This is a genomic window from Alishewanella aestuarii B11 (assembly GCF_000280055.1).
GTDB lineage: Bacteria > Pseudomonadota > Gammaproteobacteria > Enterobacterales > Alteromonadaceae > Alishewanella > Alishewanella aestuarii.
In genome coordinates this window covers 1-24,535 of the sequence record NZ_ALAB01000027.1, presented here as the reverse complement: position 1 = coordinate 24,535, position 24,535 = coordinate 1, and the positions used below count along the sequence as shown (strand labels likewise).

23 protein-coding genes, 2 tRNA genes and 1 pseudogene are annotated in these 24,535 nt (G+C 48.1%); 17 read left to right on the top strand and 9 right to left on the bottom strand.

The window, feature by feature from the left end:
• The 12 genes from secG (at position 1) to AEST_RS09620 (ending at position 11,895) form a co-directional block, all read left to right on the top strand.
• Positions 1 to 336, top strand: coding sequence for a preprotein translocase subunit SecG (secG, locus tag AEST_RS09675; protein WP_008608759.1), 336 nt, complete (start codon positions 1 to 3; stop codon positions 334 to 336).
• Between the two features lie 7 nt (positions 337 to 343).
• Positions 344 to 428 (top strand) — tRNA-Leu (locus AEST_RS09670).
• A 63-nt stretch (positions 429 to 491) separates the two neighbouring features.
• Positions 492 to 568 (top strand) — tRNA-Met (locus AEST_RS09665).
• A 415-nt stretch (positions 569 to 983) separates the two neighbouring features.
• Positions 984 to 1,439, top strand: a complete 456-nt coding sequence (rimP, locus tag AEST_RS09660; RefSeq protein ID WP_008608757.1) for a ribosome maturation factor RimP — start codon at positions 984 to 986, stop codon at positions 1,437 to 1,439.
• Positions 1,440 to 1,473: 34 nt separating this feature from the next.
• Positions 1,474 to 2,970, top strand: coding sequence for a transcription termination factor NusA (nusA, locus tag AEST_RS09655; protein WP_008608756.1), 1,497 nt, complete (start codon positions 1,474 to 1,476; stop codon positions 2,968 to 2,970).
• Positions 2,971 to 2,995: 25 nt separating this feature from the next.
• Positions 2,996 to 5,671 carry a translation initiation factor IF-2 gene (infB, locus tag AEST_RS09650; RefSeq protein ID WP_008608754.1) on the top strand — a complete coding sequence of 892 codons (2,676 nt, stop codon included), beginning with the start codon at positions 2,996 to 2,998 and terminating at the stop codon, positions 5,669 to 5,671.
• Positions 5,672 to 5,764: 93 nt separating this feature from the next.
• On the top strand, positions 5,765 to 6,175 hold the full coding sequence (gene rbfA, locus AEST_RS09645; protein ID WP_197408368.1) for a 30S ribosome-binding factor RbfA: 411 nt from the start codon (positions 5,765 to 5,767) through the stop codon (positions 6,173 to 6,175).
• On the top strand, positions 6,175 to 7,125 hold the full coding sequence (gene truB, locus AEST_RS09640; RefSeq protein ID WP_008608751.1) for a tRNA pseudouridine(55) synthase TruB: 951 nt from the start codon (positions 6,175 to 6,177) through the stop codon (positions 7,123 to 7,125). Before rbfA ends, truB begins: the two co-directional genes overlap by 1 nt.
• A gap of 99 nt (positions 7,126 to 7,224) precedes the next feature.
• Positions 7,225 to 7,494, top strand: coding sequence for a 30S ribosomal protein S15 (rpsO, locus tag AEST_RS09635; RefSeq protein WP_008608749.1), 270 nt, complete (start codon positions 7,225 to 7,227; stop codon positions 7,492 to 7,494).
• Positions 7,495 to 7,663: 169 nt separating this feature from the next.
• Entirely contained in the window at positions 7,664 to 9,784 is a 2,121-nt protein-coding gene (gene pnp / locus AEST_RS09630; RefSeq protein WP_008608748.1) for a polyribonucleotide nucleotidyltransferase, read from the top strand.
• 1 nt (position 9,785) lies between these two features.
• Complete coding sequence (nlpI, locus tag AEST_RS09625; RefSeq protein ID WP_008608747.1) at positions 9,786 to 10,679, top strand: lipoprotein NlpI; 894 nt, start codon at positions 9,786 to 9,788, stop codon at positions 10,677 to 10,679.
• The gene (locus AEST_RS09620; RefSeq protein WP_008608746.1) at positions 10,645 to 11,895 is read left to right on the top strand and encodes a hypothetical protein; all 1,251 of its coding nucleotides are present in this window, start codon (positions 10,645 to 10,647) and stop codon (positions 11,893 to 11,895) included. Before nlpI ends, AEST_RS09620 begins: the two co-directional genes overlap by 35 nt.
• Here the strand turns inward: AEST_RS09620 and AEST_RS09615 are convergent.
• The 3 genes and pseudogenes from AEST_RS09615 to AEST_RS09600 all read right to left on the bottom strand — a co-directional run bounded on the left by AEST_RS09615 (position 11,892) and on the right by AEST_RS09600 (position 14,503).
• Positions 11,892 to 12,251 carry a PilZ domain-containing protein gene (locus AEST_RS09615; protein ID WP_083840418.1) on the bottom strand — a complete coding sequence of 120 codons (360 nt, stop codon included), beginning with the start codon at positions 12,249 to 12,251 and terminating at the stop codon, positions 11,892 to 11,894. The two genes, AEST_RS09620 and AEST_RS09615, sit on opposite strands and share 4 nt — an antisense overlap.
• 28 nt (positions 12,252 to 12,279) lie before the next feature.
• Positions 12,280 to 13,406: pseudogene (locus AEST_RS09605) on the bottom strand (ISAs1 family transposase).
• A 281-nt stretch (positions 13,407 to 13,687) separates the two neighbouring features.
• A complete protein-coding gene (locus AEST_RS09600; RefSeq protein WP_008608742.1) occupies positions 13,688 to 14,503 on the bottom strand; it encodes a hypothetical protein in 816 nt (271 codons plus the stop codon).
• A gap of 124 nt (positions 14,504 to 14,627) precedes the next feature.
• On the opposite strand from AEST_RS09600, the gene AEST_RS09595 reads away from it, so the two are divergent.
• Genes AEST_RS09595 through AEST_RS09580 form a run of 4 tightly spaced genes read left to right on the top strand, consistent with a single transcriptional unit; the run spans position 14,628 to position 19,076 of the window.
• Positions 14,628 to 15,281: a heteromeric transposase endonuclease subunit TnsA gene (locus AEST_RS09595; protein ID WP_008608741.1), complete on the top strand. Its 654-nt coding sequence runs from the start codon at positions 14,628 to 14,630 to the stop codon at positions 15,279 to 15,281.
• Positions 15,274 to 17,151, top strand: a complete 1,878-nt coding sequence (locus tag AEST_RS09590; RefSeq protein ID WP_008608740.1) for a Mu transposase C-terminal domain-containing protein — start codon at positions 15,274 to 15,276, stop codon at positions 17,149 to 17,151. Before AEST_RS09595 ends, AEST_RS09590 begins: the two co-directional genes overlap by 8 nt.
• Positions 17,148 to 18,044 (top strand): TniB family NTP-binding protein, encoded by an 897-nt coding sequence (locus AEST_RS09585; protein ID WP_008608739.1) that lies wholly within the window; start codon positions 17,148 to 17,150, stop codon positions 18,042 to 18,044. The genes AEST_RS09590 and AEST_RS09585 overlap by 4 nt, the downstream gene beginning before the upstream one ends.
• Positions 18,045 to 18,047: 3 nt before the next feature.
• Positions 18,048 to 19,076, top strand: a complete 1,029-nt coding sequence (locus AEST_RS09580) for a TniQ family protein (RefSeq protein WP_083840415.1) — start codon at positions 18,048 to 18,050, stop codon at positions 19,074 to 19,076.
• On the opposite strand, the gene AEST_RS09575 is transcribed toward AEST_RS09580, so the two are convergent.
• Both AEST_RS09575 and AEST_RS09570 read right to left on the bottom strand, forming a co-directional pair.
• Positions 19,070 to 19,795: a hypothetical protein gene (locus AEST_RS09575; RefSeq protein ID WP_039925364.1), complete on the bottom strand. Its 726-nt coding sequence runs from the start codon at positions 19,793 to 19,795 to the stop codon at positions 19,070 to 19,072. The genes AEST_RS09580 and AEST_RS09575 overlap by 7 nt on opposite strands.
• A gap of 17 nt (positions 19,796 to 19,812) precedes the next feature.
• Complete coding sequence (locus AEST_RS09570; RefSeq protein WP_156803889.1) at positions 19,813 to 20,376, bottom strand: hypothetical protein; 564 nt, start codon at positions 20,374 to 20,376, stop codon at positions 19,813 to 19,815.
• 116 nt (positions 20,377 to 20,492) lie between these two features.
• On the opposite strand from AEST_RS09570, the gene AEST_RS09565 reads away from it, so the two are divergent.
• Positions 20,493 to 21,617 (top strand): ISAs1 family transposase, encoded by a 1,125-nt coding sequence (locus AEST_RS09565; protein ID WP_008606797.1) that lies wholly within the window; start codon positions 20,493 to 20,495, stop codon positions 21,615 to 21,617.
• Here the strand turns inward: AEST_RS09565 and AEST_RS09560 are convergent.
• The 4 genes from AEST_RS09560 to AEST_RS09550 all read right to left on the bottom strand — a co-directional run.
• Complete coding sequence (locus tag AEST_RS09560; protein WP_051030621.1) at positions 21,610 to 22,224, bottom strand: hypothetical protein; 615 nt, start codon at positions 22,222 to 22,224, stop codon at positions 21,610 to 21,612. The two genes, AEST_RS09565 and AEST_RS09560, sit on opposite strands and share 8 nt — an antisense overlap.
• Positions 22,221 to 22,385 (bottom strand): hypothetical protein, encoded by a 165-nt coding sequence (locus tag AEST_RS17180; RefSeq protein WP_156803888.1) that lies wholly within the window; start codon positions 22,383 to 22,385, stop codon positions 22,221 to 22,223. Before AEST_RS17180 ends, AEST_RS09560 begins: the two co-directional genes overlap by 4 nt.
• On the bottom strand, positions 22,382 to 23,506 hold the full coding sequence (locus AEST_RS09555) for an ISAs1 family transposase (RefSeq protein WP_008606797.1): 1,125 nt from the start codon (positions 23,504 to 23,506) through the stop codon (positions 22,382 to 22,384). Before AEST_RS09555 ends, AEST_RS17180 begins: the two co-directional genes overlap by 4 nt.
• A gap of 58 nt (positions 23,507 to 23,564) precedes the next feature.
• On the bottom strand, positions 23,565 to 24,535 hold a 971-nt coding region (locus tag AEST_RS09550; RefSeq protein WP_238534590.1), incomplete at its 5' end, for a sensor histidine kinase.

Here is a 24,535-nt window from a genome sequence, read left to right as displayed (position 1 = left end):
ATGTACGAGATTTTTATTGCTTTATATTTGTTAATTTCACTGGCTCTGATTGGCCTGGTACTGATTCAGCACGGTAAAGGCGCCAGCATGGGCGCAGCGTTCGGTGCAGGCGCTTCGGCAACAGTATTTGGTTCTTCAGGTACCGGTAATTTCCTGACCAAGACTACTACAGTACTGGCGACTTTGTTTTTTGTGCTGAGTATTGTGCTGGGTAACTTTACTGCTAAGCAAAGCAAGCCAGATGATGGCAGCGATTTCTTTCAGTCTGTTCCGGTAACGACCGAGCAGGCCCCTGCCAAAAAAGATGACGTCAACGACATTCCGGTAGGCAATTAAGTTTTACGCCGAGATGGTGAAATTGGTAGACACGCTATCTTGAGGGGGTAGTGTCTTCGGACGTGCGGGTTCAAGTCCCGCTCTCGGCACCAAATTAACGCAAGCATGCCTTGCGGACACAGTTCAGGCACGTTATAATGTGCGCCAGTTACGGACGCGGGATGGAGCAGCCTGGTAGCTCGTCGGGCTCATAACCCGAAGGTCGTCGGTTCAAATCCGGCTCCCGCAACCAACTTGATTGTTAGAAGTGATTATAGAAAGTCGCCCTCGGGCTCCTCTTTATAACCACGGGGCGAAGGTCGAAATCCGGCTCCCGCAACCAACTTGATTGTGAGAAGTGATTATAGAAAGCGCCTTCGGGCTCCTCTTTATAACCACGGGGCGAAGGTCGAAATCCGGCTCCCGCAACCAACTTGATTGTGAGAAGTGATTATAGAAAGCGCCTTCGGGCTCCTCTTTATAACCACGGGGCGAAGGTCGAAATCCGGCTAGCGCAACCAAATTTAAAACATTAATCATTGGCGATATGGTTAGTGTCTGGATACTGATTCGCCCCGCTCGTTCGGGGCGTTTTCGCATCTGGAGTCCGTGTTTTAAGTAGTAATGGGCGCTTCGCCCATTTTTTATTTGTGTTTCGGAGGTCTTTTTTGGCTAAACAAGAACAGCAACTAACTGAGCTGCTGACACCGACTGTGGAAGCAGCCGGTTATCAATTATGGGGTATCGAGCTGGTCCGTGCTGGCCGCCATACCACCTTACGGATCTTTATCGACAAAGCAGATGGCGTCAATGTAGACGACTGCGCCATTGTCAGTCGTGAAGTCAGTGCTCTGCTGGATGTTGAAGATCCTATTCCTACTGAATACACGCTGGAAGTGTCTTCACCGGGTTTAGATCGACCGTTATTTACCGAAGCACAGTTCGCACTCTATGTCGGGCAAAAGATCGAGGTGAAACTGACAGTCCCTCAGGAAGGCCGACGCAAATTCAAAGGCATACTGACAGCGCTCGATGGCGATATGTTGGTAATGGAAGTAGATGGCAAACCCTTTAGTTTGCTTGTCGATAACATTGATAAAGCAAACGTGGTGCCGGTTTTCTAACTGGCCCGGGTAGCATCAGAACGAGGCATAGACCATGGCAAAAGAAATATTATTAGTTGTTGATGCGGTGTCGAATGAAAAATCCGTGCCGCGGGAAAAAATTTTCCAGGCGCTGGAATTCGCATTAGCTGCAGCCACCAAAAAGAAAAATGAAGGCGATATCGAAGTTCGCGTTAGCATTGACCGCAAAACCGGCTCTTATGAAACTTTCCGCCGTTGGGAAGTGGTTGCCGATGACGCCGTAATGGAACATCCGTACCGCGAAATCACCTTATCGGCAGCACAGTACGACGAACCGAATCTGAAAATTGGTGACTTTGTCGAAGAGCAAATTCCATCAATTGAGTTTGACCGCATCACCACCCAGATGGCCAAGCAGGTGATCGTGCAGAAAGTCCGCGAAGCAGAACGTTCACAAGTGGTAGAGGCTTACCTGGACCAGGTCGGCGAGCTGGTGACTGGCGTGGTTAAAAAAGTTAACCGTGACAGCATCATCGTTGACCTGGGTAACAATGCCGAAGCCATGTTACCGCGCGAAGAAATGTTACCACGCGAAACCTACCGTCCGGGTGATCGTATTCGCGCCTTATTATTTGATGTGAAGCCGGAAGCCCGAGGTGCTCAGCTGTTTTTAAGCCGTGCCAAACCGGAAATGCTGCTGGAATTATTCCGCATCGAAGTGCCGGAAATTGGTGAAGAAATGATTGAACTGCGTGGTGCCGCCCGCGACCCAGGTTCACGCGCCAAGATCGCGGTGAAGAGCAACGATCGCCGCATTGATCCTGTCGGTGCCTGCGTAGGTATGCGCGGTTCCCGGGTGCAGGCCGTGTCTAACGAGCTGGGTGGTGAACGGGTTGATATCGTACTGTATGACGATAATGACGCCCAGTTTGTCATTAATGCGATGGCACCGGCGGAAGTGGCCTCCATTATTGTTGATGAAGACGCCCACTCGATGGATATCGCGGTTGAGGATTCTAACCTAGCGATGGCCATCGGCCGCAGCGGCCAGAACGTGCGTTTAGCCAGCCAGTTAACCGGTTGGGAGCTGAACGTGATGTCGGTTTCTGATATGAAGAAAAAGCATCAGGAAGAAACCGAAAAAGTTCGCCAGCAGTTTATGGACGCGTTGGAAATCGATGAGGATTTCGCAGAAGTGCTGGTTGAAGAAGGTTTCTCAACACTGGAAGAAATCGCCTACGTGCCGATCAGTGAGCTGTTATCAATTGACGGTCTGGACGAAGAAACCGTTGAATTGCTGCGTAGTCGTGCCAAGGACGTGTTAACTACCCGCGCCCTGGCCAATGAAGAATCACTGGAAGGTGCTAAGCCGTCTGAGGCGTTACTGGCACTGGAAGGTTTAGATACCCATACTGCTTATGTTATTGCCAGCAAAGGTGTCACCACGCTGGATGACCTGGCAGAATTAGGAACCGACGATTTGTTAGAAATTGTAGAAATGCCTGAAGAAAAAGCTGCAGCCCTGATTATGGCTGCCCGTAATATCGTCTGGTTTAATGAAAGTAACTAAGTAGTCAACGGAGGTAACAACACAAATGGCAGAAGTCACCATAGAAAAACTGGCCAGTGATGTCGGTACTACTGTTGATCGGTTAGTGCAACAATTTGCTGATGCAGGTATTACCAAGGCCCAGGGCCAGACGGTAACCGAAGACGAGAAAAAGGCGTTATTAGAGCACCTGAGCAAGCAGCATGGCGGCAAGCCAGCTGAGCCGGCAAAACTGACGTTAAAGCGCAAAGAAAAAACCACCCTGAGTGTGGCCGGCGGCGCTGGCCGTAACCGGGAAATCCAGGTGGAAGTGCGTAAGCAAAAAACCTATATCAAAAAGCCAATGCTGGATGAAGCCACGCTAAAAGCGCAGGAAGAAGCCCGCATCGCCGAAGAGCAGGCCGAAGCCGCACGACTGGAAGCAGAACGTAAAGCGCGTGAAGCCGCCCAGTTAAAGGCGAAAGAAGAAGCCGAGCGTCGTGCCGCTGAAGCGAAGAAACGCGAAGAGCAAAAAACGGCAGCGCCGGTCAATAAAGATGACCCGGAAGAAGCGGCTCGCCGTGCTGCGAAAGAAGAAGCCCGCAAAGAAGCGGAGCGTATTCGTAAGCAGCAGGAAGCGGAAGCTCTGCGTAAGCTGGAAGAAGAAGCTGCGCGTCAGGTTGAAGCCGCCCGCAAGCTGGCCGAAGAAAATGGTGAGCGCTGGTCACAGCAGGAAACAACCCGTTCTGATGCCGACGATTACCATCTGACCAGCAATAAATTCGCCAAGCAGGCTGAAGATGAAGTCGATGCTAAAGAAGAGCGTGCGGGTCGTCGTGGCGTAGGTAAAAAAGCCCCGGTAGCAAAAGCGAAGAAAGGTAAAGATGAGGCCAATGATAAAGAGGCCTTTAACCGCGCGAACCGGCATGCCAAGAAAAAGAAAACCCCTACCAGCATGCAGCACGGCTTTAATAAGCCAGCACAGCCGGTAGAGCGTGAAGTTAAGATTGGTGAAACCATCACCGTGGCCGAATTGGCAGCGAAAATGGCGGTCAAAGCGTCGGAAGTGATCAAAGTGATGATGAAGATGGGCGCTATGGCTACCATCAACCAGGTCATTGATCAGGAAACTGCGGCTATTGTCTGTGAAGAAATGGGCCATAAGTTTATTCTGACCAAGGAAAACGAACTGGAAGAAGCAGTGATGTCGGACCGTGAAGGTCAGGGCGAGCTGGAGCCACGCGCACCTGTGGTGACTGTTATGGGTCACGTTGACCACGGTAAGACCTCATTACTGGATTATATCCGTAAAGCCAAGGTCGCAGCCGGTGAAGCCGGTGGTATTACTCAGCATATCGGTGCTTATCATGTAGAAACGCCACGCGGTATGGTGACTTTCCTGGATACACCGGGTCACGCCGCCTTTACCTCGATGCGGGCACGTGGTGCCAAAGCAACAGATATTGTTATTCTGGTTGTGGCCGCCGACGACGGTGTGATGCCGCAAACCAAAGAAGCGATCCAGCACGCCAAAGCCGGTAATGCACCGTTAGTGGTTGCGGTAACGAAAGTCGATAAACCGACTGCTGATATCGACCGGGTGCGGAATGAGTTGTCGCAGTATGGCGTCATTTCGGAAGAATGGGGCGGCGATACGCAGTTTGTACCGGTGTCGGCTAAAACCGGTCAGGGCATCGACGACCTACTGGAAGCCATTCTGAACCAGGCGGAACTGCTGGAATTACAAGCTGTCCATAAAGGCCTGGCGAAGGGCGTGGTCATCGAATCCCGCTTGGACAAAGGCCGTGGTCCGGTCGCCTCTATCCTGGTACAGGAAGGCACCCTGACTCAGGGCGATGTGGTGCTGTGTGGCTTTGAGTACGGCCGCGTGCGCGCCATGCGTGACGAAAACGGTAAAGAAGTGAAAACTGCCGGCCCGTCAATTCCGGTCGAGATTTTAGGTCTGTCCGGTGTACCGCAAGCTGGTGACGAAGTCACAGTGGTGAAAGACGAGCGTAAAGCCCGTGAAGTTGCGCTGTACCGTCAGGGCAAGTTCCGCGATGTGAAACTGGCGCGGCAGCAGAAAGCCAAGCTGGAGAATATGTTCGCCAACATGTCTGAAGGCGATGTATCTGAGCTGAATATCGTGCTGAAAGCGGACGTACAAGGTTCGGTGGAAGCGATCACTGAATCTCTGATGAAGCTGTCGACGGACGAAGTAAAAGTGAAGATTGTCGGCTCAGGCGTAGGCGGTATTACTGAAACTGACGTCTCGCTGGCTGCGGCCTCTTCTGCCATTATTATCGGCTTCAACGTTCGTGCTGATGGTTCGGCTCGTAAACTGGTCGAGGACGAAGGTCTGGATCTGCGTTACTACAGCATTATTTATGAGCTGTTAGACGAAGTGAAACAGGCAATGACCGGTATGTTGGCGCCAGAGTTTAAGCAACAGATCATTGGTCTGGCTCAGGTGCGCGATGTGTTCCGCTCACCGAAGTTTGGCGCTATCGCCGGCTGTATGGTTACCGAAGGTATCATCAAGCGCAATGCGCCAATCCGCGTACTGCGTGATAACGTGGTGATTTACGAAGGTGAACTGGAGTCACTGCGTCGCTTTAAAGATGACGTTAGCGAAGTACGTCAGGGCTTTGAATGTGGTATCGGTGTGAAGAACTACAACGATGTGCGCGAAGGCGACCAGATCGAAGTGTTTGAAACGATCCAGGTAGAACGTACGCTATAATAGCAACGGCTTACCGATAAACAGGGGCACAGGTTGCCCCTGTTGTGTTTAAGTCTCGGCAGCGCTGCGCTGCAGCATGAGACTAAGGATAAGATAATGAAAGAGTTTTCCCGTGTTGATCGTCTGTCACAACAGATGAAAAAAGAAATGGCAGTGATCCTGCAGCGCGAAATTAAAGATCCCCGGCTGCACACCATGATCACCGTGTCCGATGTTGAAGTATCGCGCGACTTATCGCATGCCAAGGTGTTTGTGACCTTCCTTGGTATGGATGATAGTAAGGTTGAAGACAACCTGAAGATCCTGAATGAAGCCTCAGGTTTTATCCGCAGCTTAATTGGCAAAAGGATCCAAACCCGCATCGTGCCACATATCCGCTTTGCCTTCGATCAGTCGCTGAATGAGGGCATTCGGATGGCCAATCTGGTGGATACGGTTCGTAAAGATGACGAGCGTAAGCGCCAGCAAGCTGGCCCGAATCCGGAAGCGGAAGAACTGGAATAATGCGCGCCCGTAAAAATGCCCGGCCGGTACATGGCATCTTGCTGTTGGATAAGCCGTTAGAGGTCAGTAGTAACGGTATTTTACAACGGGTACGCTGGTTATATCAGGCGCAAAAAGCCGGTCATACCGGCGCGCTGGATCCGATGGCGTCTGGCTTACTGCCTATTTGTTTTGGTGAAGCGACTAAGTTTAGCCAATTTTTGCTGGATACTGATAAAACCTATCAGGTGACCGCCACCTTTGGTATCCGTACCACCACCAGTGATGCCGAGGGCGAGGTCGTCAGTGAAAAAGCGGTCAGTTTTAGCGAGCCTGAGTTGACCGCAGCGATGCAGCAACTGAGCGGGGATATTTTACAGGTGCCGACGATGTTCTCGGCGTTGAAGTATCAGGGGCAGCCCCTGTACAAATACGCCCGGCAGGGCATTGAGGTGCCACGCGAAGCGCGGCCGATCAGCATCTACCGTTTTGAGTTGCTGTCACGTACGGCACAGACCGCAGATTTTATTGTGCATTGCTCCAAAGGCACCTATATCCGCACTCTGATCGACGATCTGGGTGAACTACTGGGCTGTGGGGCTCATGTCAGCCGGTTGCACCGGGTGCAGGTAGGGCCTTTTCAGGCGGCGCAAATGGTCACACCGCAACAGCTGGAAGCGCTTAATGAACAGCAGGACTGGGCGGCGTTGGATGCATTACTGTTGCCGATGGATGCCGGGTTACAGGGCTTACCCAGCCAGGTTCTGGATGCTGCGCAGCAAAAAGCCATTATGCATGGCCAGAGTTGTCAGGTTGCCGCCGCTGATGCCGAAGTGGTAAAGCTTTATGCCGAATCAGGTCAGTTGTTGGGTATTGGTGAAATTGTGTCTGGCGAACTGAGTAGCCGGCGACTGATTAATCTGGCGGCGTTAGCACCGACAGTTGCCGACGACAGCAGTTTACTTGCTTAAAACAGGCCGGCCCTGTACAATGCGCCGGCAGTTTTGCTGCCGCTGGATGAGTGATCGGCGGTTAGCGTATCTTAGTTCACTCACATTTGGAGACATACCATGTCATTAAGCGCTGCTCAAAAAGCACAAATCGTTGCTGAATACGCTGTTAAAGCGGGCGACACCGGTTCACCAGAAGTACAGGTTGCTCTGTTAACCGCTTCTATCAACCACCTGCAAGGCCACTTTGCCGAGCACAAGCACGACTTCCACTCACGTCGTGGTCTGCTGCGCATGGTTAGCCAGCGCCGTAAACTGTTAGACTACTTGAAAGGCAAAGATCTGGCGCGTTACAGCAGCCTGATCGAGCGTTTAGGCTTACGTCGTTAATCGACGTCAGTAAAAGAAGAGGCTTTCGGGCCTCTTTTTTTATGGCCAAAATTTTTTCTGGCAAAAGAACGGAACTATCTTTTGTCACAGCTTACAGAGTATACTAAGCGAGCAAATAAAACAGAGCAACACATCGCAATTCGGCGATTAAGACAAAGGAAAACACCACGTGACTCCCATCGTAAAATCATTCCAGTTCGGCCAACACACCTTTACTTTAGAAACCGGCGTTATCGCCCGTCAGGCAGATGCCGCAGTGCTGGCCAGCCTGGGAGATACTGCTGTTTTAGTAACAGTAGTGGGCAAAAAAGAAGCTAAGCCTGGTCAGGACTTCTTTCCGTTAACCGTAAACTACCAGGAAAAAATGTATGCAGCTGGCCGGATCCCGGGTGGCTTTTTCAAACGTGAAGGCCGGCCAAGCGAAGGCGAGACGTTAACCTCACGTTTAATCGACCGGCCAATTCGCCCACTGTTCCCGGAAGGCTTCACTAACGAAGTGCAAGTTGTTGCTACTGTGGTGTCAGTACAGCCAGAAATTCAACCGGATATCGTGGCGCTGATTGGTACCTCTGCTGCTTTAGCCATCTCTGGTATTCCGTTCAGTGGCCCTATCGGTGCGGCCCGTGTTGGTTATATCAATAACCAGTACGTGTTAAACCCATCAGAAGAAGAACTGAAAACCTCTAAGCTGGACTTAGTGGTTGCCGGTACGCAAAACGCGGTATTAATGGTGGAATCGGAAGCCGGTATCCTGTCAGAAGACGTGATGTTAGGCGCCGTTATGTACGGTCACCAGCAAATGCAAACTGCAATCAATGCCATCGTTGAATTTGCCGGCGAAGCTGCTAAGCCAGCCTGGAACTGGGTTGCCCCTACGAAGAACGACGCGCTGATCGCAAAAATCGCTGAGCTGGCGACTGCCGATTTAGGCGATGCTTACCGCATTACCGAGAAAGCCAAACGCTATGAGCGCATTGGTGAAATTAAAGCCGCTCTGATTGAGAAATTATCCGCTGAGCTGGCAGAAGGCGAAGCGTTGAACCTGACGGAAGTCGGTGAAATTTTCCACAATTTAGAGTCAAAAGTGGTGCGTGGCCGCATTACCAAAGGTGAGCCGCGTATCGATGGCCGTGATCCGGAAATGATCCGTGGTTTAAGCGTGATGACTGGTGTTCTGCCACGTACTCACGGTTCAGCCCTGTTCACCCGGGGGGAAACTCAGGCGCTGGTGACTGCGACCTTAGGTACGGCGCGCGATGCGCAAAGTGTTGACGATTTACTGAGTGCCAAAAACGATACCTTTATGCTGCACTACAACTTCCCTCCGTACTCAGTGGGCGAAACCGGCATGATGGGCTCACCAAAGCGCCGTGAAATCGGCCACGGTCGTCTGGCTAAGCGTGGTGTGCAGGCGGTAATGCCGTCGTTTGATGAGTTCCCGTACACGGTGCGTGTGGTTTCAGAAATTACTGAATCAAATGGTTCAAGCTCAATGGCGTCAGTCTGTGGTTCGTCACTGGCGCTGATGGATGCCGGTGTACCAATCAAAGCCTCAGTGGCCGGTATTGCCATGGGTCTGGTTAAAGAAGGTGATGACTTCGTCGTGCTGTCTGACATTCTGGGCGATGAAGATCACCTGGGTGATATGGACTTTAAAGTGGCCGGTACAGCTGAAGGTATCACCGCGCTGCAGATGGATATCAAGATCGATGGTATCACTCAGGAAATTATGCAAATCGCGCTGAAGCAAGCGAAAGCGGCTCGTCTGCATATTCTGAATGTGATGGATCAGGCAATTAGCTCGCACCGCTCAGAGATGTCTGAGTATGCACCGCGCATCTACACCATGAAGATTAATCCGGAGAAAATCCGTGAAGTTATCGGTAAAGGTGGCGCCGTAATCCGTCAAATCACAGAAGAGTCCGGTACCACCATCGAGCTGGAAGATGACGGTAGCATCAAGATTGCTGCCACCACCGCGAAAGCGGCGCAGATTGCCATCGATAAGATCAATGCTATTACTGCTGAGATTGAAGTTGGTGCTATCTACCAGGGCGAAGTAGTACGGATCGTTGATTTCGGTGCTTTCGTTAATGTGCTGCCAGGTAAAGATGGTCTGGTGCATATTTCACAAATCTCTGATGAGCGCGTAGCGAATGTTGCTGATCATCTGCAGGTTGGCCAGAAAGTGGCAGTGAAAGTACTGGAAGTGGATAAGCAAGGCCGCGTGCGTCTGAGCATCAAAGAAGCCACGGCAAAACCAGCTGCAGAAGCGGCTACAGAAGCTTAATGTGACCAAAACGCTGTATAAGCTAGCCCTGCTTGCAGGGCTTATTACCCTAACCGGCTGCGCACAGCGGCCGGTAACACCGGCAGAGGCCTGGCTGACGCCAGAGCCACTGCAGGTGCCTTACCGTAATGAGTTGGCGATCGCACGCTTATCTGAAATTCTGCAACGGGCTGAACTGACTGAAGCACAAAGTGCCCAGTTATTTTATGACCGTGGCGTGATGTACGACAGTGTAGGCCTGCGCTCACTGGCCCGGCTCGACTTTATGCGCGCCCTGCGTTTAAAGCCGGATATGCCGGAAGTTTATAATCTACTGGGTATTCATTACACCCTGAGCGGTCAATTCAGCGAAGCGTACGAAGCCTTTGATTCTGCGCTGGAGTTGGCGCCGGATTATGATTTCCCGTATTTGAATCGTGCCATTGCCTTTTACTATGCAGGCCGGCTGGATTTGGCAGAAGCTGACTTTGCCCAGTTTTATCAGTTAAAACCCAATGATCCCTACCGGGTGTTATGGTGGTACATTGGTGTGGCAGAAAGCAGACCTGAGCAGGCGCAGCAGCAGCTGCGGCAACAGCTAAGTTTGCTGGATCCGGATGATTGGGCCACCAATCTGGTGCGTTTCTACGCCGGACAACTGTCAGAGCAGGCACTGCTGCAATCCATTCTGCAGGGACTGAATAATCCGCGTCATCTGGCAGAGCGTTTATGCGAAGCGTATTTTTACCTGGCGAAGTGGCATCAGGCGCGGGGTAATCTGGAGCAGGCACTGATTTATTACCATAAAACGCTGTCGACCAATGTCTACGAGTTTGTCGAACATCGCTATGCCAGAATGGAAATAGCCAGGATCCGCGGCGATGAGCCGAGCCATGAACAGCATGAGCAGCACTAGCGCTGCGACTGTATTTAAAAAAAGCCGGCTTGCTGGCTTTTTTCTTTTGCTTGGTGTTGTCGCCTGTCAGGACGCGCCCACGACCGAACAACAGCTACTTTCCCGCGCCAGCACTGACGGCGCAGCTGCTGCGCAATTAGCCCGCTTACGACTGGCCGAGAACGATCTGACTGCGGCCTTACAGTGGTGGCGTCAGGCTGCTGCGTTGGATGCCCCCGGTGCGCTGGAGCATGCGCTGATGCTGCAAGTCCGGCTGGAAGGTAAACTGGCGACGGCACATTGGCTTACTGCGCAGCAAGCTGCGGGGCAAGACTATACTCATCAGCTGCAACCCCAGTTACTGGCGGAGCTCGGGCTCTGGGCTATGCCACCGCAAACCGAGTTTAGCGCGGCGGAAAATCTGGCGGGCGCCAGTTGTAGTTTAAGGATCCAGCCGGTGGTGACCTCAGCCGCGGCTGAGCGCACCTATCAACTGTTAGCGCAGCAGTGGCAGCAGGATCCGCAACTCAGCCAGCTGCCGGTTTGTTTCGCCGCTGTGGTCAGAGTTCAGTCAACCTTGTTAAATTGCAGCGAACAAGCAGCCAGCCGGATCCATTGTGAGTATCAGCAATTGCAGCAGCTGGTGCAGCAAGGTCAGTTTCAACAGCTGTTATTACTGGGTGGTCGCGGTATTGCCAGTTTTAATAATGGCATTATCCAACTGCCAGAAGATGCCAATCTGGCTTTACTACGGCATGAATTTTTACATATTGCCGGTTTTCTTGACGAATATGCGCTCTCTGCGCTGGCTGCCCGTGCCGTTTGCCAGAGCGGGCGGATCGCGCCTAATCTGTTAGTCGGCGCGGATAGCAGCACATTAGCGCGCTATCGACAGCGGTATCGGGTTGCTGCGCAGGATATCGAGCTGACCGCCGTTGACACCTGCCAGGCCGTGGGCTTGCAGGCTTATCGGCCGGTGGCGGCGGTAAACAGTATGCGACATTTTGAAGCCCCGTTACCCCAACTGTATTTTGACTTGTTGCAACAAGAGTTAGAGCAGGCGGCGTTGTTAATGCCAGTACAGTATTATTTTGCTTATCTGGCACGGCAGCAGGAGGCGTGGCTGGATTGGTATCAGTTGATGCACACCGCGGCGGGGTTCGGTTATCCGCCGGCGATCCGGGCTTTGAGTAAGCTTAATCAGACGACAACAGCCGCTGCCGCAGCAGAAGACTAGTCGTGGCTGCTTAGCTCGGCCAGCTCACGTTCCAGCAAGGCCGCATCACCCAGGTTTAGTTCCAGTAAACGGCGCAGATGACTGATACTATCAATATCGATTTTCTGGCAGTACAGACCCAGCAGGTCCTGATGCTGATGCGCGATTAACACCTGCATCGAGATTTCTTCGACACTATCACTTAGCTGCAGCCGCAATAGCATCGGCTCTGTCGTTAGCGACAGGCTCTGCGCCGGGCTGCGGACCAGGGCGCCTTTCAGCGACAAGTCCAGTACTTCGGTCGGGTAGCTATGGCCAGCAACGTCCAAATGAGCTCTGCTGAAAAAGCGCACTCTTTTATAATGTCTCTGCTCCATACTACCCCCAGGGCTCCCGCATGAGTGTTTAATTTTCAAACACTCTGCTGCTGAAACCAGCTTTTAAGACATCTTCCAAATAATCCGTTTTCATCCAGGCACGTTTTTGTTTTGCGGGGATGCTGCCTTTCGATGGCTCTGCTCTTAGCATATTTAAAGACCATTGCCGTAGTATTGACCAGTTTTCCGCCGCGTGATTCTGATAAATCTGGCAAGCATCTTCTTTCATGCTGACATCCAGCACCCAATGTAGGCTATTTTCAACGGCCCAATGAGCTCTAACCGCCTCGGCTAACTGTACTTCGTTCAGCTTGGCTGAACTGATGTAGTAACGATAAGTGAGTTCCGATTTTTTTCCTTTACTTCCCGGTAACTTAGATTCATTCCAACGGTTTGCAGACCAACCCATTTACTAAAGTTTCCCTTCAGTTCGCTGGCGTCTTTTACATGGTAACTTCTTGCTTCTATTCGGCCTCGGTTCTTTTCTATGACAATCCCATCAAGAGGGCGACTTCGTTGCCCGGCAAATAACGCTTCTACTGCGTTGTATAACGTTCCCTGGTTTGCCTTAAGCGCCAACAGATAATCCCCATTCCCCTCTATCACTTGCTCTGCTATCGCCGTTTGACATCCCATCGCATCTATTGAAACCAGGGCGCCTTCAATATCCAGCAATCGAATCAGCTCTGGGATGGCTGTGATTTCATTCGATTTTTCCACGGTCTTCAGCTGCCCCAACACCACTTTGTTCGCACAAGCAAAGGCGTTCACCATATGGATGGTCGATTTTCTGTCTTCTGGTGCATAAGAGCTACGTAGCGTTTTGCCATCTATGGCAATCACTTCTCCCTGCGTTAGCTTGTGCACCGCTTGCATCCAGTCGATAAAACATTGCCTGAATTGTTCCGGAGCAATTTTGGAAATAATACGCGCTATCGTGTCATCTACCGGGACGCCATCACTTAAAAAACCTTGTTTCTGAAACCACTCGTGATGACCTTTAGCATAATCATGGATCTCCGACCATCCCTCTGCGCCTGCAATCACGCCACATAAGGTCACGAATAAAACATCAGATAAAGGATAGGTAACTTTTGCAGACTGACGGTTGTCGATGATGGTGTCAAAGTGTGTAGTAAAGAGTTCAAGGTACATGGCATGCTTCCAAAAAAGGAGTATATGATCACAACTAGATCAGATCGTCAAACTGATCGTTTATTGTTTAAAAAACGTTCGCGATCTCGCCCTGATACTACCCCCTAAGTTTTTAATTAGCTTAGCAGATATCTGTGAATTACAAAGTTAATTTGTACTAAACAAAACTATAATACCATCATTCGACAATACTATTTGTTACTGACATACCCACCAGTAAATTTTTACATTACTATTTTGTATTGGTATCGTATAGACTTGCTTCGCATTAAGAGCCAATTTTACGCCACAGAGTTTTGTTTCTTTAATTCTGAATGATTCACAGGGCACTCTAGCCCTGCTTGGTTGCAAACTGATCTAATGTACTCGAGTTCCTCGTCTGTGGCGTTAGGGTTTATCCGTATTTCACGAACTATAGCCTTCAGTTGATAGTGAAGAATATATCCGGGATTTTTTTTATGGAGTACCAGGTGGCTTTGCTGTCGGCCAAGTTCTGACATGGATGAAGTCATCTGGCTGGACAAATAAGATGGTGTATCACCAACATAAATCTTGCGGTCTGCATCGATATCGTAGCCAGTTAATATTTGGTACTTCGTCAAATTGAAAATAATCCGAAACTCGTTCTCATGGGAATATTTATTGTTTTTATAATGCAGAGGGTTATGAACATCGTACGCTTTTTTTGCATCATCGTAAGTGACAAAAACAAATTCAGTTGCATGCTTTAGTGGTTCTGGGAGGTAGTGATTTAAATGTACACTGCTGCTCAAGATAGCAACACCATCCGTGCCATACTGAGACCACATATTTATATCTTCCTTTTCTCCCACATACCAAGAGCTTATAAAATGAGAGTCTCTTCTTGAAGCTCCAAAGCCTGTTAGTACTTCGTTAACTCCTTCGAGTAATTTAGCATCTATGGGAGCTTCAGTTATCTCTTCAGCTTTTTTTGCAAAATCTCTCACAACAAAAGAAGCATCATAGATGCCTTCTGACTCATCAGATTGTTGAGATGCTGGGCCTACATACATCCCCTGGTCACCAAGCAGCCACTCAAATTTTTCTCGTGTTAAATACCTTAATACACTGGTCATACCGTGTCGCCTTCCCAAAAATTTAGCTTTTTAGTAAATTGGTTATCTAATCTTGATGTAACGTGACGAGGAATAGGTTTGTCGTTTTTTGAGAAACTTAACGGATTTTTTAGGAGCGGTCTATATGCCAATCCGTAACATCCCAAAAAACTACCGAAACGTTACTGGCGTTGCAGCTAACTCGAAAGCTGAGGGTAAGGCGATGTTTGAGTCTACCCTTGAGCGCGATTGGCTGACGTTGCTGCAGTTTTCTGCCGAGGTAGAGCGCTTTGAAGTCCAGCCGGTTAAAGTGGCTTGGTTTGATGAAAAGGGTAAAGAACGCTCGTACACGCCTGATGTACTGGTCTATTACCACCAATCTGGGCACAAGCCATTACTGTGTGAAGTGAAATATCGCGATGAGCTTCGTGAACACTGGGGGCAGTTCAAACCTAAGTTTCAGGCTGCGTACCGGTTTGCTAAAGAGCGGGGCTGGCGGTTTAAGCTGATAAATGAAAAGCATATCCGGACGCAGCTGCTCGATAACGCCAAGTTTCTGCTACCTTTTACTCGCCGTGTTCCTGATGATTCAGAACTTGCTCCACAGTTGTTAAACACGCTCGCCAAAGTAGAAAGCTGTTCCGTGCAAGAGCTGCTAGCCAGCATCGATGCAAACCCTATGGTTCAGGCAGAATATATTCCGCTACTATGGTATTTGGTAGGTACGAAGCGAGTGGGAGCCGATTTGACACAGAAGCTGACGATGGCCAGCAAAGTATGGAGTGTGGCCAATGGCTAAAGTGGCGTTGGTAGAGCTAAAGCCAGGCAAGTTGGTATCTTTCCAGGGCAAGGTACACCGCATTCGGCGTGTGACTTCATTAGAAAACGTAGAGCTGCTGGATGATGCTAATCAAGCGGTCATGGTCACCAAGGTTGATGAGCTGCAACCTGCTGAGCAAAGCAACGAGCAGACCCACACCGATCTGCAAGCAATTGGCGAAGCAGCCTGGGCGGTTGCGCAAAAGCGCTATGACATTATTAAACCGCTTTTAGATAAGCCCGACCGTACGCGGGGAGATGTCGCAACTCAGGCAGCAGCGCACTCGGTGCATACCAATACGGTGTATGGTTGGCTCAGGGCCTATGAGCAAAGTGGACTACGCTCATCTCTACTACCTAAAACCCGCAGTGATAAGGGTGCGGTTAGGCTCACCCCTGAGGTTGAGAAGATTATCCGTGAGGTGATTGACAGCGAATACCTGACGAAGCAGAAAAAGAGCCAGCAGAAAGTATGCGATGAAGTCAGAAAGCATTGTTTAAGGCAGAACCTGCCGGTACCACATGGCAACAGTGTTCGAAATCGCATTAAGCAATTGCAGGGAGAATTGGTTGCCGCCCGCCGCCTTGGCCGTAAAACTGCTGACTTAAGTTACAAGCCGCATGAGGGCAGTTTCCCAGGTGCCGATTACCCACTGGCCGTAGTACAAATTGACCACACCAAACTCGATATCATCTTGGTTGATGATCATTATCGGCAACCTATTGGCAGGCCTTGGATTACTTTGGCATTTGATGTCTGTACCAGAGTCGTAACGGGATTTTATGTTTCATTTGATCCGCCGAGCGCGTTATCGACCGGCTTGTGTTTAACCCATGCAATTCTAACGAAAGATAAATGGCTGACCAGGTACCCAACGCAAAACCAATGGTTAGTGTGGGGGCTGCCAGCCAAAGTGCATCTTGATAACGCCAAAGAGTTCCGTGGCAATATGATGCAACGCGGTTGTGACGAGTATGGTATTGATCTTGAGTGGCGTCCGGTAGGCCGGCCAAATTTCGGTGCTCATGTAGAGCGTGCACTAGGCTCTTTCGCGCAAGAGATTCATACACTACCTGGTACCACTTTTTCTAATCCGCGAGAAAAGGGCGAATATGACTCAGAAGGCAAAGCTGCGTTAACTTTATCCGAGTTCGAGCAGTGGCTAACGATTTACATTGTCGATGTATACCACCAGAAAATACATAGCAGCCTTGGTATGTCACCAGCTCAGGCTTGGCAGCGTGGTATTTTGGGTTCGGATAAAGTACCAGGTTCAGGCTTGCCGGCAAAAATTGCCGACGAGTTTAAACTTCGCCTGGATCTCATGCCATTTGAACTACGGGCCGTGCTGGATTATGGCGTACAAATTGACAAAATTCACTATTATTCAGACGTGTTGCGGGTGTGGATTAATGCACCTGATCCAAATGACTCCAAACGTAAGCGCAAGTTTATGTTCCGACGCGACCCGCGCGACTTAAGTCAAATTTGGTTCTACGATCCCGAGCTGGCAACTTATTATGCCATCCCATATCGTAATCTGTCGCACCCGCCTATTAGCATTTGGGAGCTGCGTGAAGCGCGTAAACGCGCCAAAGAAGCCGGTGTAAAAGAAATAGATGAGCAGGCCATTTTTGATGCCTATGATCGTATGCGTGAAATTGAAACCGCAGCAGTAAAGACCAGTAAGGCGGTTCGGCGCATGAATCAGCGGCGTAAAACGCATCAGCTGTCGCACAGCGTAATAGAGCAAAGCCGGCCTGCAAAGACTGAGGCACCTTTGCTGCCGGCAGTTCCGCAAGACGAAGATGCGGAATTTTTGCCGTTTGATGAGTTGGACGAACTATGACTGACAATGCCAGCCACCTGACAGCCAGCGCCCGCGAAGTGCTCAGTCTGACCGATGCTGAACGGATTTTTCGAATTAAATCAGATCGCTGGATTGGCTACCCTTATGCCAAGGTGGTACTGAAGCAACTGGATGATTTGCTGCAACACCCCAGGGTAAATCGGATGCCCAATATCATCCTGATTGGTGATTCGAATAACGGTAAAAGCACCTTGGTAAAGCGTTTCTGTCAGCTAAACCCTACTGTCGACAATCCAGAGGGTGAAGCTGTTATTGCACCAGTGATGTATGTGCAGGCACCACCGGTACCGGATGAAGGGCGCTTTTATAATGCTATTCTCGACTTGCTGTTTGCGCCTTATAAACCCAGTGAGCGCGTTGATAAGAAGCAGTACCAGGTACTAAAACTGTTACGGTATGCTCAGCTAAAGGTACTTGTGATAGACGAAATACACCAAATCCTTGCCGGCAGTCTGCACCGGCAGCGTGCCTTTTTAAATGTGCTGAAGTACTTAAGCAACGAGCTGCAAATATCAATTGTCGGTGTAGGTACCAAAGATGCACTTAGAGCATTGCAGACAGAGCCACAGCTGGCAAATCGCTTTAAACCAATACACCTGCCACGCTGGGAAATGAATGACGACTTTAAGCGCTTGCTGGCCAGTTTTGGGGCCATGCTACCGCTTAAGCTGCCGTCAAAGTTACATAACGAAGCCATTTTCACCAGGCTATATGCTATGAGCGAGGGCAATATTGGCGAGTTAACCAGCGTATTAAACACTGCTGCTGAGCTGGCGATTTTAAGCGGTAATGAATGTATTACGCTGGATACCCTAAATCAAATCGACTGGACGCCGCCTTCAGAGCGCCGGCGTCAGTTTTTAACCGTCTAAATCATGTTATCGGGGACTTTGTGGCCAGCTCATCCCCGACCTTTGCCTGGTGAGGCATTATCTTCCTGGTTTATTCGTTGTGCTCATGCCAACGGTATGAAAGCCCAAACCTTTGCCGTGCGTAACTTTGGCCATCAAAGGCAGTTATGGAATCGTGATGTTGATCGGTTTGCCCCAGACTGGTTACTGCAAACGATGAGTGAACGCACTGGTACGCCGCTCGAGCAGGTTAAAAAGATGACGGCATTGCTGTTTGAGGGGCGGTTGTTTCAAACCAAGAACCCCAGCGGTCAGCTACGCTGGTGGTTACCATTAAACATGTATCACAGAACTTACCGTAACTTTGGTATTCAGTATTGCCCGCAGTGTCTGGCGGAGGATGCTATCCCATACTTTCGCTTAGGGTGGCGATTGGCATTTTATACGTTTTGCCCGAAACATCAAATTATGCTGCATGACCGTTGCCACCAGTGTCAGCAGCCGGTTGCGTTTCATCGGGTTGAATTGGGCAAAGCTAACCTGCTTGATGCCGGCAATATGAACCACTGCTGGAATTGCAATTCACTGCTTAGCGATGCACCAAAAGTGCCGGTCGATAAATGGCACAAACGGCCATTCACCCAATGGGAAGCTCTGCTGAAAATCGTAGACCGTCAGTTTAGAGATAGCGGCCCGTTTAACAAAGCACGGCTCATTCTATGGCATCAGATGTGCCGGTTAATAGTCAGTGTAAACCTTGCGCCTGATTTGCAGAGCCATATCTGCAGTGTAGTGAAACAACCGGTGCTAGAACTTACTAAGAGTCGGAAAGCTTTTGAGCAACGGGATATTTCTGAGCGTCATTATGTGCTTGGACTCTCAGCTTGGATCAGTGATGTTAATGCAGAGCGCAAGCTTCGCACCGTAATAATGAAACGAAAGTTACCTTTCAATCAGATTTATAGAGATTTGACGATTTATGAAATTAAAGCTCTAGCTAATATACTTTCAATCCCTGTAAATATAAAACGACGAAATGTTTCTCATTATTGAGGGCATGAGTACCAGTTAATAGAGTATAGGGTGTTGTCCGAGTTCATGGTTTTTCTCAGATTCTGATTACATAAAGAAAAATCCGCAATGACCATGTATTTCTCAATTAAATCGAGCATTTTGTGAAATGTATCACATTCTTTTTTTGAAGACTTGTCTACAAAATGGTCTGCTACGATCATAACTAATGCTGACAAAATATCCATTTGTGAAGTAGGAACTCGAAACAACCTATTCTCTCCGAGTTGTGGAGTCAAAGATGTTACTCTTTCTATCACCTTCTCATTTAGTACAGTGTTGTCATGTTGCATGTGAAATATAGGATGTGCAGGTTGTACATCAACATCAAAATCAAAATGAAATCCACTAGAAACTTTTAAGTTCTTATAATCAACAGAACTTACTGGATAGCAATACAGCACTTCAGTGCAGTAACGATCTATTTTAATTTTTCTTTCATCTTTACCAGATATTCTAATATATCCATCAAGGTAAGCGCAAATTCTTTTGCTGCCGGCATTTCCCTTTTGAGATATTGAAGTCAAAGAAAATGGTTCCGATGGGCGAATTAATTTGTTTGAATCATCACTAAGCTGTTCATCAATAATCCATTTTGTAGGCATTCTAACGACAGCTTTACTATCTAATTTTGCAATTGTAGAACTAAGCGAATTCTTAAAGTGATTAAAATTTGCTTCGAAAACTCTGACCGACGACATTTAAGTATCCTACTTAATTAGAAGCCTAAGAATGGAGCGACTTCATCGTACAAATCAATACTCACTCTGCTCAGATCCGCTCCATTCGGCATCCAACTCAAACCACCGACGGAATGCTCTAAAGAAATTGGAGACTTCCTAAACAGACAGTAAAATCCTGCTGGAGACTCTCTAGACACGCAGCAAATACTCGGCTTAATACCTTCCTTGCCCTGTTGTCTGGCGTATTCAATACCATCCTCACAGTCATTATCTATCAGAATGTCATCTAGTTTATATCTCCACCAATATGAATGATTATTAGTATTTGAGAAGGGACCTGAATACTTAGCCGCTATGAATAAATCTTCAACTTCTTTGAAACAATCATTTTCAATATTCACATATGAAGCTGCAGCTGTTTCATTGAGCATGATTCCAGGATATTTTAGTATTACATTGTATAACCAAAAGCCAATTATATAAGACAATCTACTCCTAATGATTCTTTCAAACTCAATAGGATCTTCCTTGTCAGTCAATTCTCTTATCTTGAGGACTTCCGCCATAACTGAATAAGAAGTTGCATATTGCTGAAACATTGGCTCTAATCCAGGATCAGGGCAAGATCACGAACATTTAACGCGCACTTTAACATAACTGATTGACCGCGATCTTCCGTTGTGATCAGATACTGGCTTTTACGCGGAGCCAGTTTATGAACATCGATATTTTTGCAGAGCACTTTTCAGAATTAGAAGACCCAAGGCAAGCATCTAAGGTCGTTTACCCCTTGTTTGACGTGGTATTTTTAACGCTGTGTGCCGTTATCGCAGGCTGTGAGGGCTGGGAAGATATTGAAGATTTCGGTGAAAACCGCTTTGACTGGTTGCAAGAACATGGTTTTTTCAAACTGGGCTTGCCGGTACACGACACTATCGCACGGGTGATGTCATTGCTGGACAGCGAAGCTTTACAGCGTTGCTTTGCCAGTTGGATGCAGGCTTGTACAGAGCTTACTGATGGTCAGGTGGTAGCGATTGACGGCAAAACGTTGCGCAGCTCTTACAACCGCGAAGACCGCTGCTCTTCTATTCATATGGTTAGCGCTTTTGCCAGTGCCAATGGCGTGGTAATGGGCCAGGTTAAAACGGACGAGAAGAGCAACGAAATTACGGCGATACCTCAGCTACTTAACTTGCTGGAGCTTAAAGGATGCTTGGTCAGTTTGGATGCCATGGGATGCCAGAAAGAGATAGCGCAGCAGATAGTAGATAAAGAAGCCGACTACCTGTTGACGGTTAAAGGCAACCAAGGACAGCTGCATGATGCCGTAAAACAAGCCTTTGCGGGTAAAGCGCACAAAGATACTGCCGCGCAGTCACTAGAAAAGAACCGTGGGCGCTTGGAGTACCGTGAATTCCAGGTATGTGATGCCAGTGAATTACCGGAAAAACTCAAAGCTGCGTGGCCAGGGCTGACAACCCTTGGCATGGCAACGACTTACCGGGTGGAAAAGCACAAGCGAGCCGTATTAGAACAGCGTTATTTTATCAGCTCAGCCGTTCTTAGTGCCGAGCGGCTAGCCAGCGCAGTTCGCGAGCATTGGAGTATCGAAAACCAGTTACACTGGGTGCTGGATGTAAGCTTAGGTGAGGATGCTTGCCAGATATATCGTGGTAATGCAGCGACTAATCTTGCCACGATGCGACACTTTGGTTTGAATATGTTACGCGCTGAGAAGCGAAAAATGAGTATCAGAAGAAAGCAGCGTCAGGCATTGATGAATGAGGCTTATTTGGATGCGGTGCTTGAAGCTGGAATGAGTATGGTTATTAAATGACCACTCGTAATCTCACCCTGAATCCAGGATAACCAAGAATAGTAGCTAAAATAGCTGCAGGGCCTTTTTCCAACAAATCTTTATGCATTTCTTGTATGAGTTCTTTCAGCTGATTAAAGCCTTCAAAGATATTTCTAATAGTAGAGAGACATACTGGTGATTCGCCAAACTCACTATGTTCTATATCATTAATATCTATTTTTATTGAGTAGACATGACTCTTTTCGACTAACTCCAACAGTTTTTGTCTAGCTGTCTGATAACCTGTAGTTCTAGAGTATCTGCAATGAGGTATTCCAGCATTTTGACACGCTGATGCGACTACTGATTCGGATAACTGCGAATCTAATAAAGATAAATCATGATCTACTATAACTAGTTTTATATGAGGGTTTGACTGGAAATAAAAACATAACCTGTCTTCAGGAGCACCAGAACGTATAGCTTTGTTTTCTTCTCTGTCTCTTTGCGGAAGAAACTCAGATACATTCTCTTTCGTTACTGTAATGATTTGTACTTCATCTCCTGAGAATTCTTTTTGCAGAACAGAGAGTAACATGTCTCTCTTGTCAGGCGTATCATCAATAATTAATATTGTATCTTTCATGTTAAACTCTCTTCTTTACGCATTGGCAACTCTACTTGAAAGCAAGTAGAAAAGCCTAGAGGTGGTTCAATTAGTTCAACTTCGCCTTTTTTGAGCATCACAAGCTTTTTTACTAATGACAAACCAAGCCCCATACCCAGGGTGAGATTACGAGTGGTCATTTAATAACCATACTCATTCCAGCTTCAAGCACCGCATCCAAATAAGCCTCATTCATCAATGCCTGACGCTGCTTTCTTCTGATACTCATTTTTCGCTTCTCAGCGCGTAACATATTCAAACCAAAGTGTCGCATCGTGGCAAGATTAGTCGCTGCATTACCACGATATATCTGGCAAGCATCCTCACCTAAGCTTACATCCAGCACCCAGTGTAACTGGTTTTCGATACTCCAATGCTCGCGAACTGCGCTGGCTAGCCGCTCGGCACTAAGAACGGCTGAGCTGATAAAATAACGCTGTTCTAATACGGCTCGCTTGTGCTTTTCCACCCGGTAAGTCGTTGCCATGCCAAGGGTTGTCAGCCCTGGCCACGCAGCTTTGAGTTTTTCCGGTAATTCACTGGCATCACATACCTGGAATTCACGGTACTCCAAGCGCCCACGGTTCTTTTCTAGTGACTGCGCGGCAGTATCTTTGTGCGCTTTACCCGCAAAGGCTTGTTTTACGGCATCATGCAGCTGTCCTTGGTTGCCTTTAACCGTCAACAGGTAGTCGGCTTCTTTATCTACTATCTGCTGCGCTATCTCTTTCTGGCATCCCATGGCATCCAAACTGACCAAGCATCCTTTAAGCTCCAGCAAGTTAAGTAGCTGAGGTATCGCCGTAATTTCGTTGCTCTTCTCGTCCGTTTTAACCTGGCCCATTACCACGCCATTGGCACTGGCAAAAGCGCTAACCATATGAATAGAAGAGCAGCGGTCTTCGCGGTTGTAAGAGCTGCGCAACGTTTTGCCGTCAATCGCTACCACCTGACCATCAGTAAGCTCTGTACAAGCCTGCATCCAACTGGCAAAGCAACGCTGTAAAGCTTCGCTGTCCAGCAATGACATCACCCGTGCGATAGTGTCGTGTACCGGCAAGCCCAGTTTGAAAAAACCATGTTCTTGCAACCAGTCAAAGCGGTTTTCACCGAAATCTTCAATATCTTCCCAGCCCTCACAGCCTGCGATAACGGCACACAGCGTTAAAAATACCACGTCAAACAAGGGGTAAACGACCTTAGATGCTTGCCTTGGGTCTTCTAATTCTGAAAAGTGCTCTGCAAAAATATCGATGTTCATAAACTGGCTCCGCGTAAAAGCCAGTATCTGATCACAACGGAAGATCGCGGTCAATCAGTTATGTTAAAGTGCGCGTTAAATGTTCGTGATCTTGCCCTGGCCCCATACCTGACCCTAAAGGATTATTTTGATTCGACGTTGTAGTAAATAAAGGATCCCAGATGAGAGTTCTCATTCCTGCTGGAATACCAGGACCATTATCTGATACTGTGATAACGTGTTTGTTTCCTGAATTATATGCAGAAATTTTAATAAGTTTCCTATCAGTTTTATGATCAGCTAGGGCTTTTATCGCATTAGAATAGAGGTTGTGAATTATTCCCTTATACATAGCTACAGGCATGTTAGGCCCTATAAGTTCTGCATCAATCTCTGATATGTCTACTTCAATATTTCTCTCTTTTCTAAATTTGGAGAATGTGTTTTTTATTGAACGAACTTGAGCTTGAACCTTATAAGCCACATTGTTGTTTGAGTGAGTGCTACTTATAAATGCTTGTGTATAATCAATATAACCATTGAAACTCTCGATTGAACTTGCAATTTTGTCGGCATGCTCTTTTAATTCTGGATGCTGTTTGCTTAGAAACAGTAATCTTTTTTGTGCTAATTCTAGTTCATGGAGAGTGCTTTGATATTCGTGAGTCATAAAACCTGCGACTACACCTAGAAGCCCCATTGTGACTAAATTCTCTCTAGATTCGCGGTCATGATCGTTCAGTCTGACATAATCACTTCGCAGTCTTTGGTATTCGCTTGTCAGTCGAGCTTTATCAAAAGATGAAAGTGATGGCACACTTTCAATAACCTCAATGGTTCGGTCAATGTCGTCCCAAGCTTGTTGATATTGCTTCTTTCTTTTTTCTTTTTCTGCTTCTAATCTAAGCTGTCTATCAAATTTGGCTATTAACTCTACTGAAAATCTTACTGTCTCGTAAAGTTGTTGAAATCCTGCATTCTCTAGGAATCCCTGTCTATCCATGGTAGGAGATAACGCATTATTGTTCATTGATGCTCTAAATAACTGTG

What these genes read in the sequence shown, in the direction of transcription:
- secG (WP_008608759.1), top strand. Translation starts at nt 1, where the DNA reads ATGTACGAGATTTTTATTGCTTTATATTTGTTAATTTCACTGGCTCTG.
- nusA (WP_008608756.1), top strand. Translation starts at nt 1,474, where the DNA reads ATGGCAAAAGAAATATTATTAGTTGTTGATGCGGTGTCGAATGAAAAA.
- infB (WP_008608754.1), top strand. Translation starts at nt 2,996, where the DNA reads ATGGCAGAAGTCACCATAGAAAAACTGGCCAGTGATGTCGGTACTACT.
- truB (WP_008608751.1), top strand. Translation starts at nt 6,175, where the DNA reads ATGCGCGCCCGTAAAAATGCCCGGCCGGTACATGGCATCTTGCTGTTG.
- rpsO (WP_008608749.1), top strand. Translation starts at nt 7,225, where the DNA reads ATGTCATTAAGCGCTGCTCAAAAAGCACAAATCGTTGCTGAATACGCT.
- AEST_RS09620 (WP_008608746.1), top strand. Translation starts at nt 10,645, where the DNA reads ATGAGCCGAGCCATGAACAGCATGAGCAGCACTAGCGCTGCGACTGTA.
- AEST_RS09615 (WP_083840418.1), bottom strand. Translation starts at nt 12,251, where the DNA reads ATGGAGCAGAGACATTATAAAAGAGTGCGCTTTTTCAGCAGAGCTCAT.
- AEST_RS09600 (WP_008608742.1), bottom strand. Translation starts at nt 14,503, where the DNA reads ATGACCAGTGTATTAAGGTATTTAACACGAGAAAAATTTGAGTGGCTG.
- AEST_RS09595 (WP_008608741.1), top strand. Translation starts at nt 14,628, where the DNA reads ATGCCAATCCGTAACATCCCAAAAAACTACCGAAACGTTACTGGCGTT.
- AEST_RS09590 (WP_008608740.1), top strand. Translation starts at nt 15,274, where the DNA reads ATGGCTAAAGTGGCGTTGGTAGAGCTAAAGCCAGGCAAGTTGGTATCT.
- AEST_RS09585 (WP_008608739.1), top strand. Translation starts at nt 17,148, where the DNA reads ATGACTGACAATGCCAGCCACCTGACAGCCAGCGCCCGCGAAGTGCTC.
- AEST_RS09580 (WP_083840415.1), top strand. Translation starts at nt 18,048, where the DNA reads ATGTTATCGGGGACTTTGTGGCCAGCTCATCCCCGACCTTTGCCTGGT.
- AEST_RS09575 (WP_039925364.1), bottom strand. Translation starts at nt 19,795, where the DNA reads ATGTCGTCGGTCAGAGTTTTCGAAGCAAATTTTAATCACTTTAAGAAT.
- AEST_RS09570 (WP_156803889.1), bottom strand. Translation starts at nt 20,376, where the DNA reads ATGTTTCAGCAATATGCAACTTCTTATTCAGTTATGGCGGAAGTCCTC.
- AEST_RS09565 (WP_008606797.1), top strand. Translation starts at nt 20,493, where the DNA reads ATGAACATCGATATTTTTGCAGAGCACTTTTCAGAATTAGAAGACCCA.
- AEST_RS09560 (WP_051030621.1), bottom strand. Translation starts at nt 22,224, where the DNA reads ATGAAAGATACAATATTAATTATTGATGATACGCCTGACAAGAGAGAC.
- AEST_RS17180 (WP_156803888.1), bottom strand. Translation starts at nt 22,385, where the DNA reads ATGACCACTCGTAATCTCACCCTGGGTATGGGGCTTGGTTTGTCATTA.
- AEST_RS09555 (WP_008606797.1), bottom strand. Translation starts at nt 23,506, where the DNA reads ATGAACATCGATATTTTTGCAGAGCACTTTTCAGAATTAGAAGACCCA.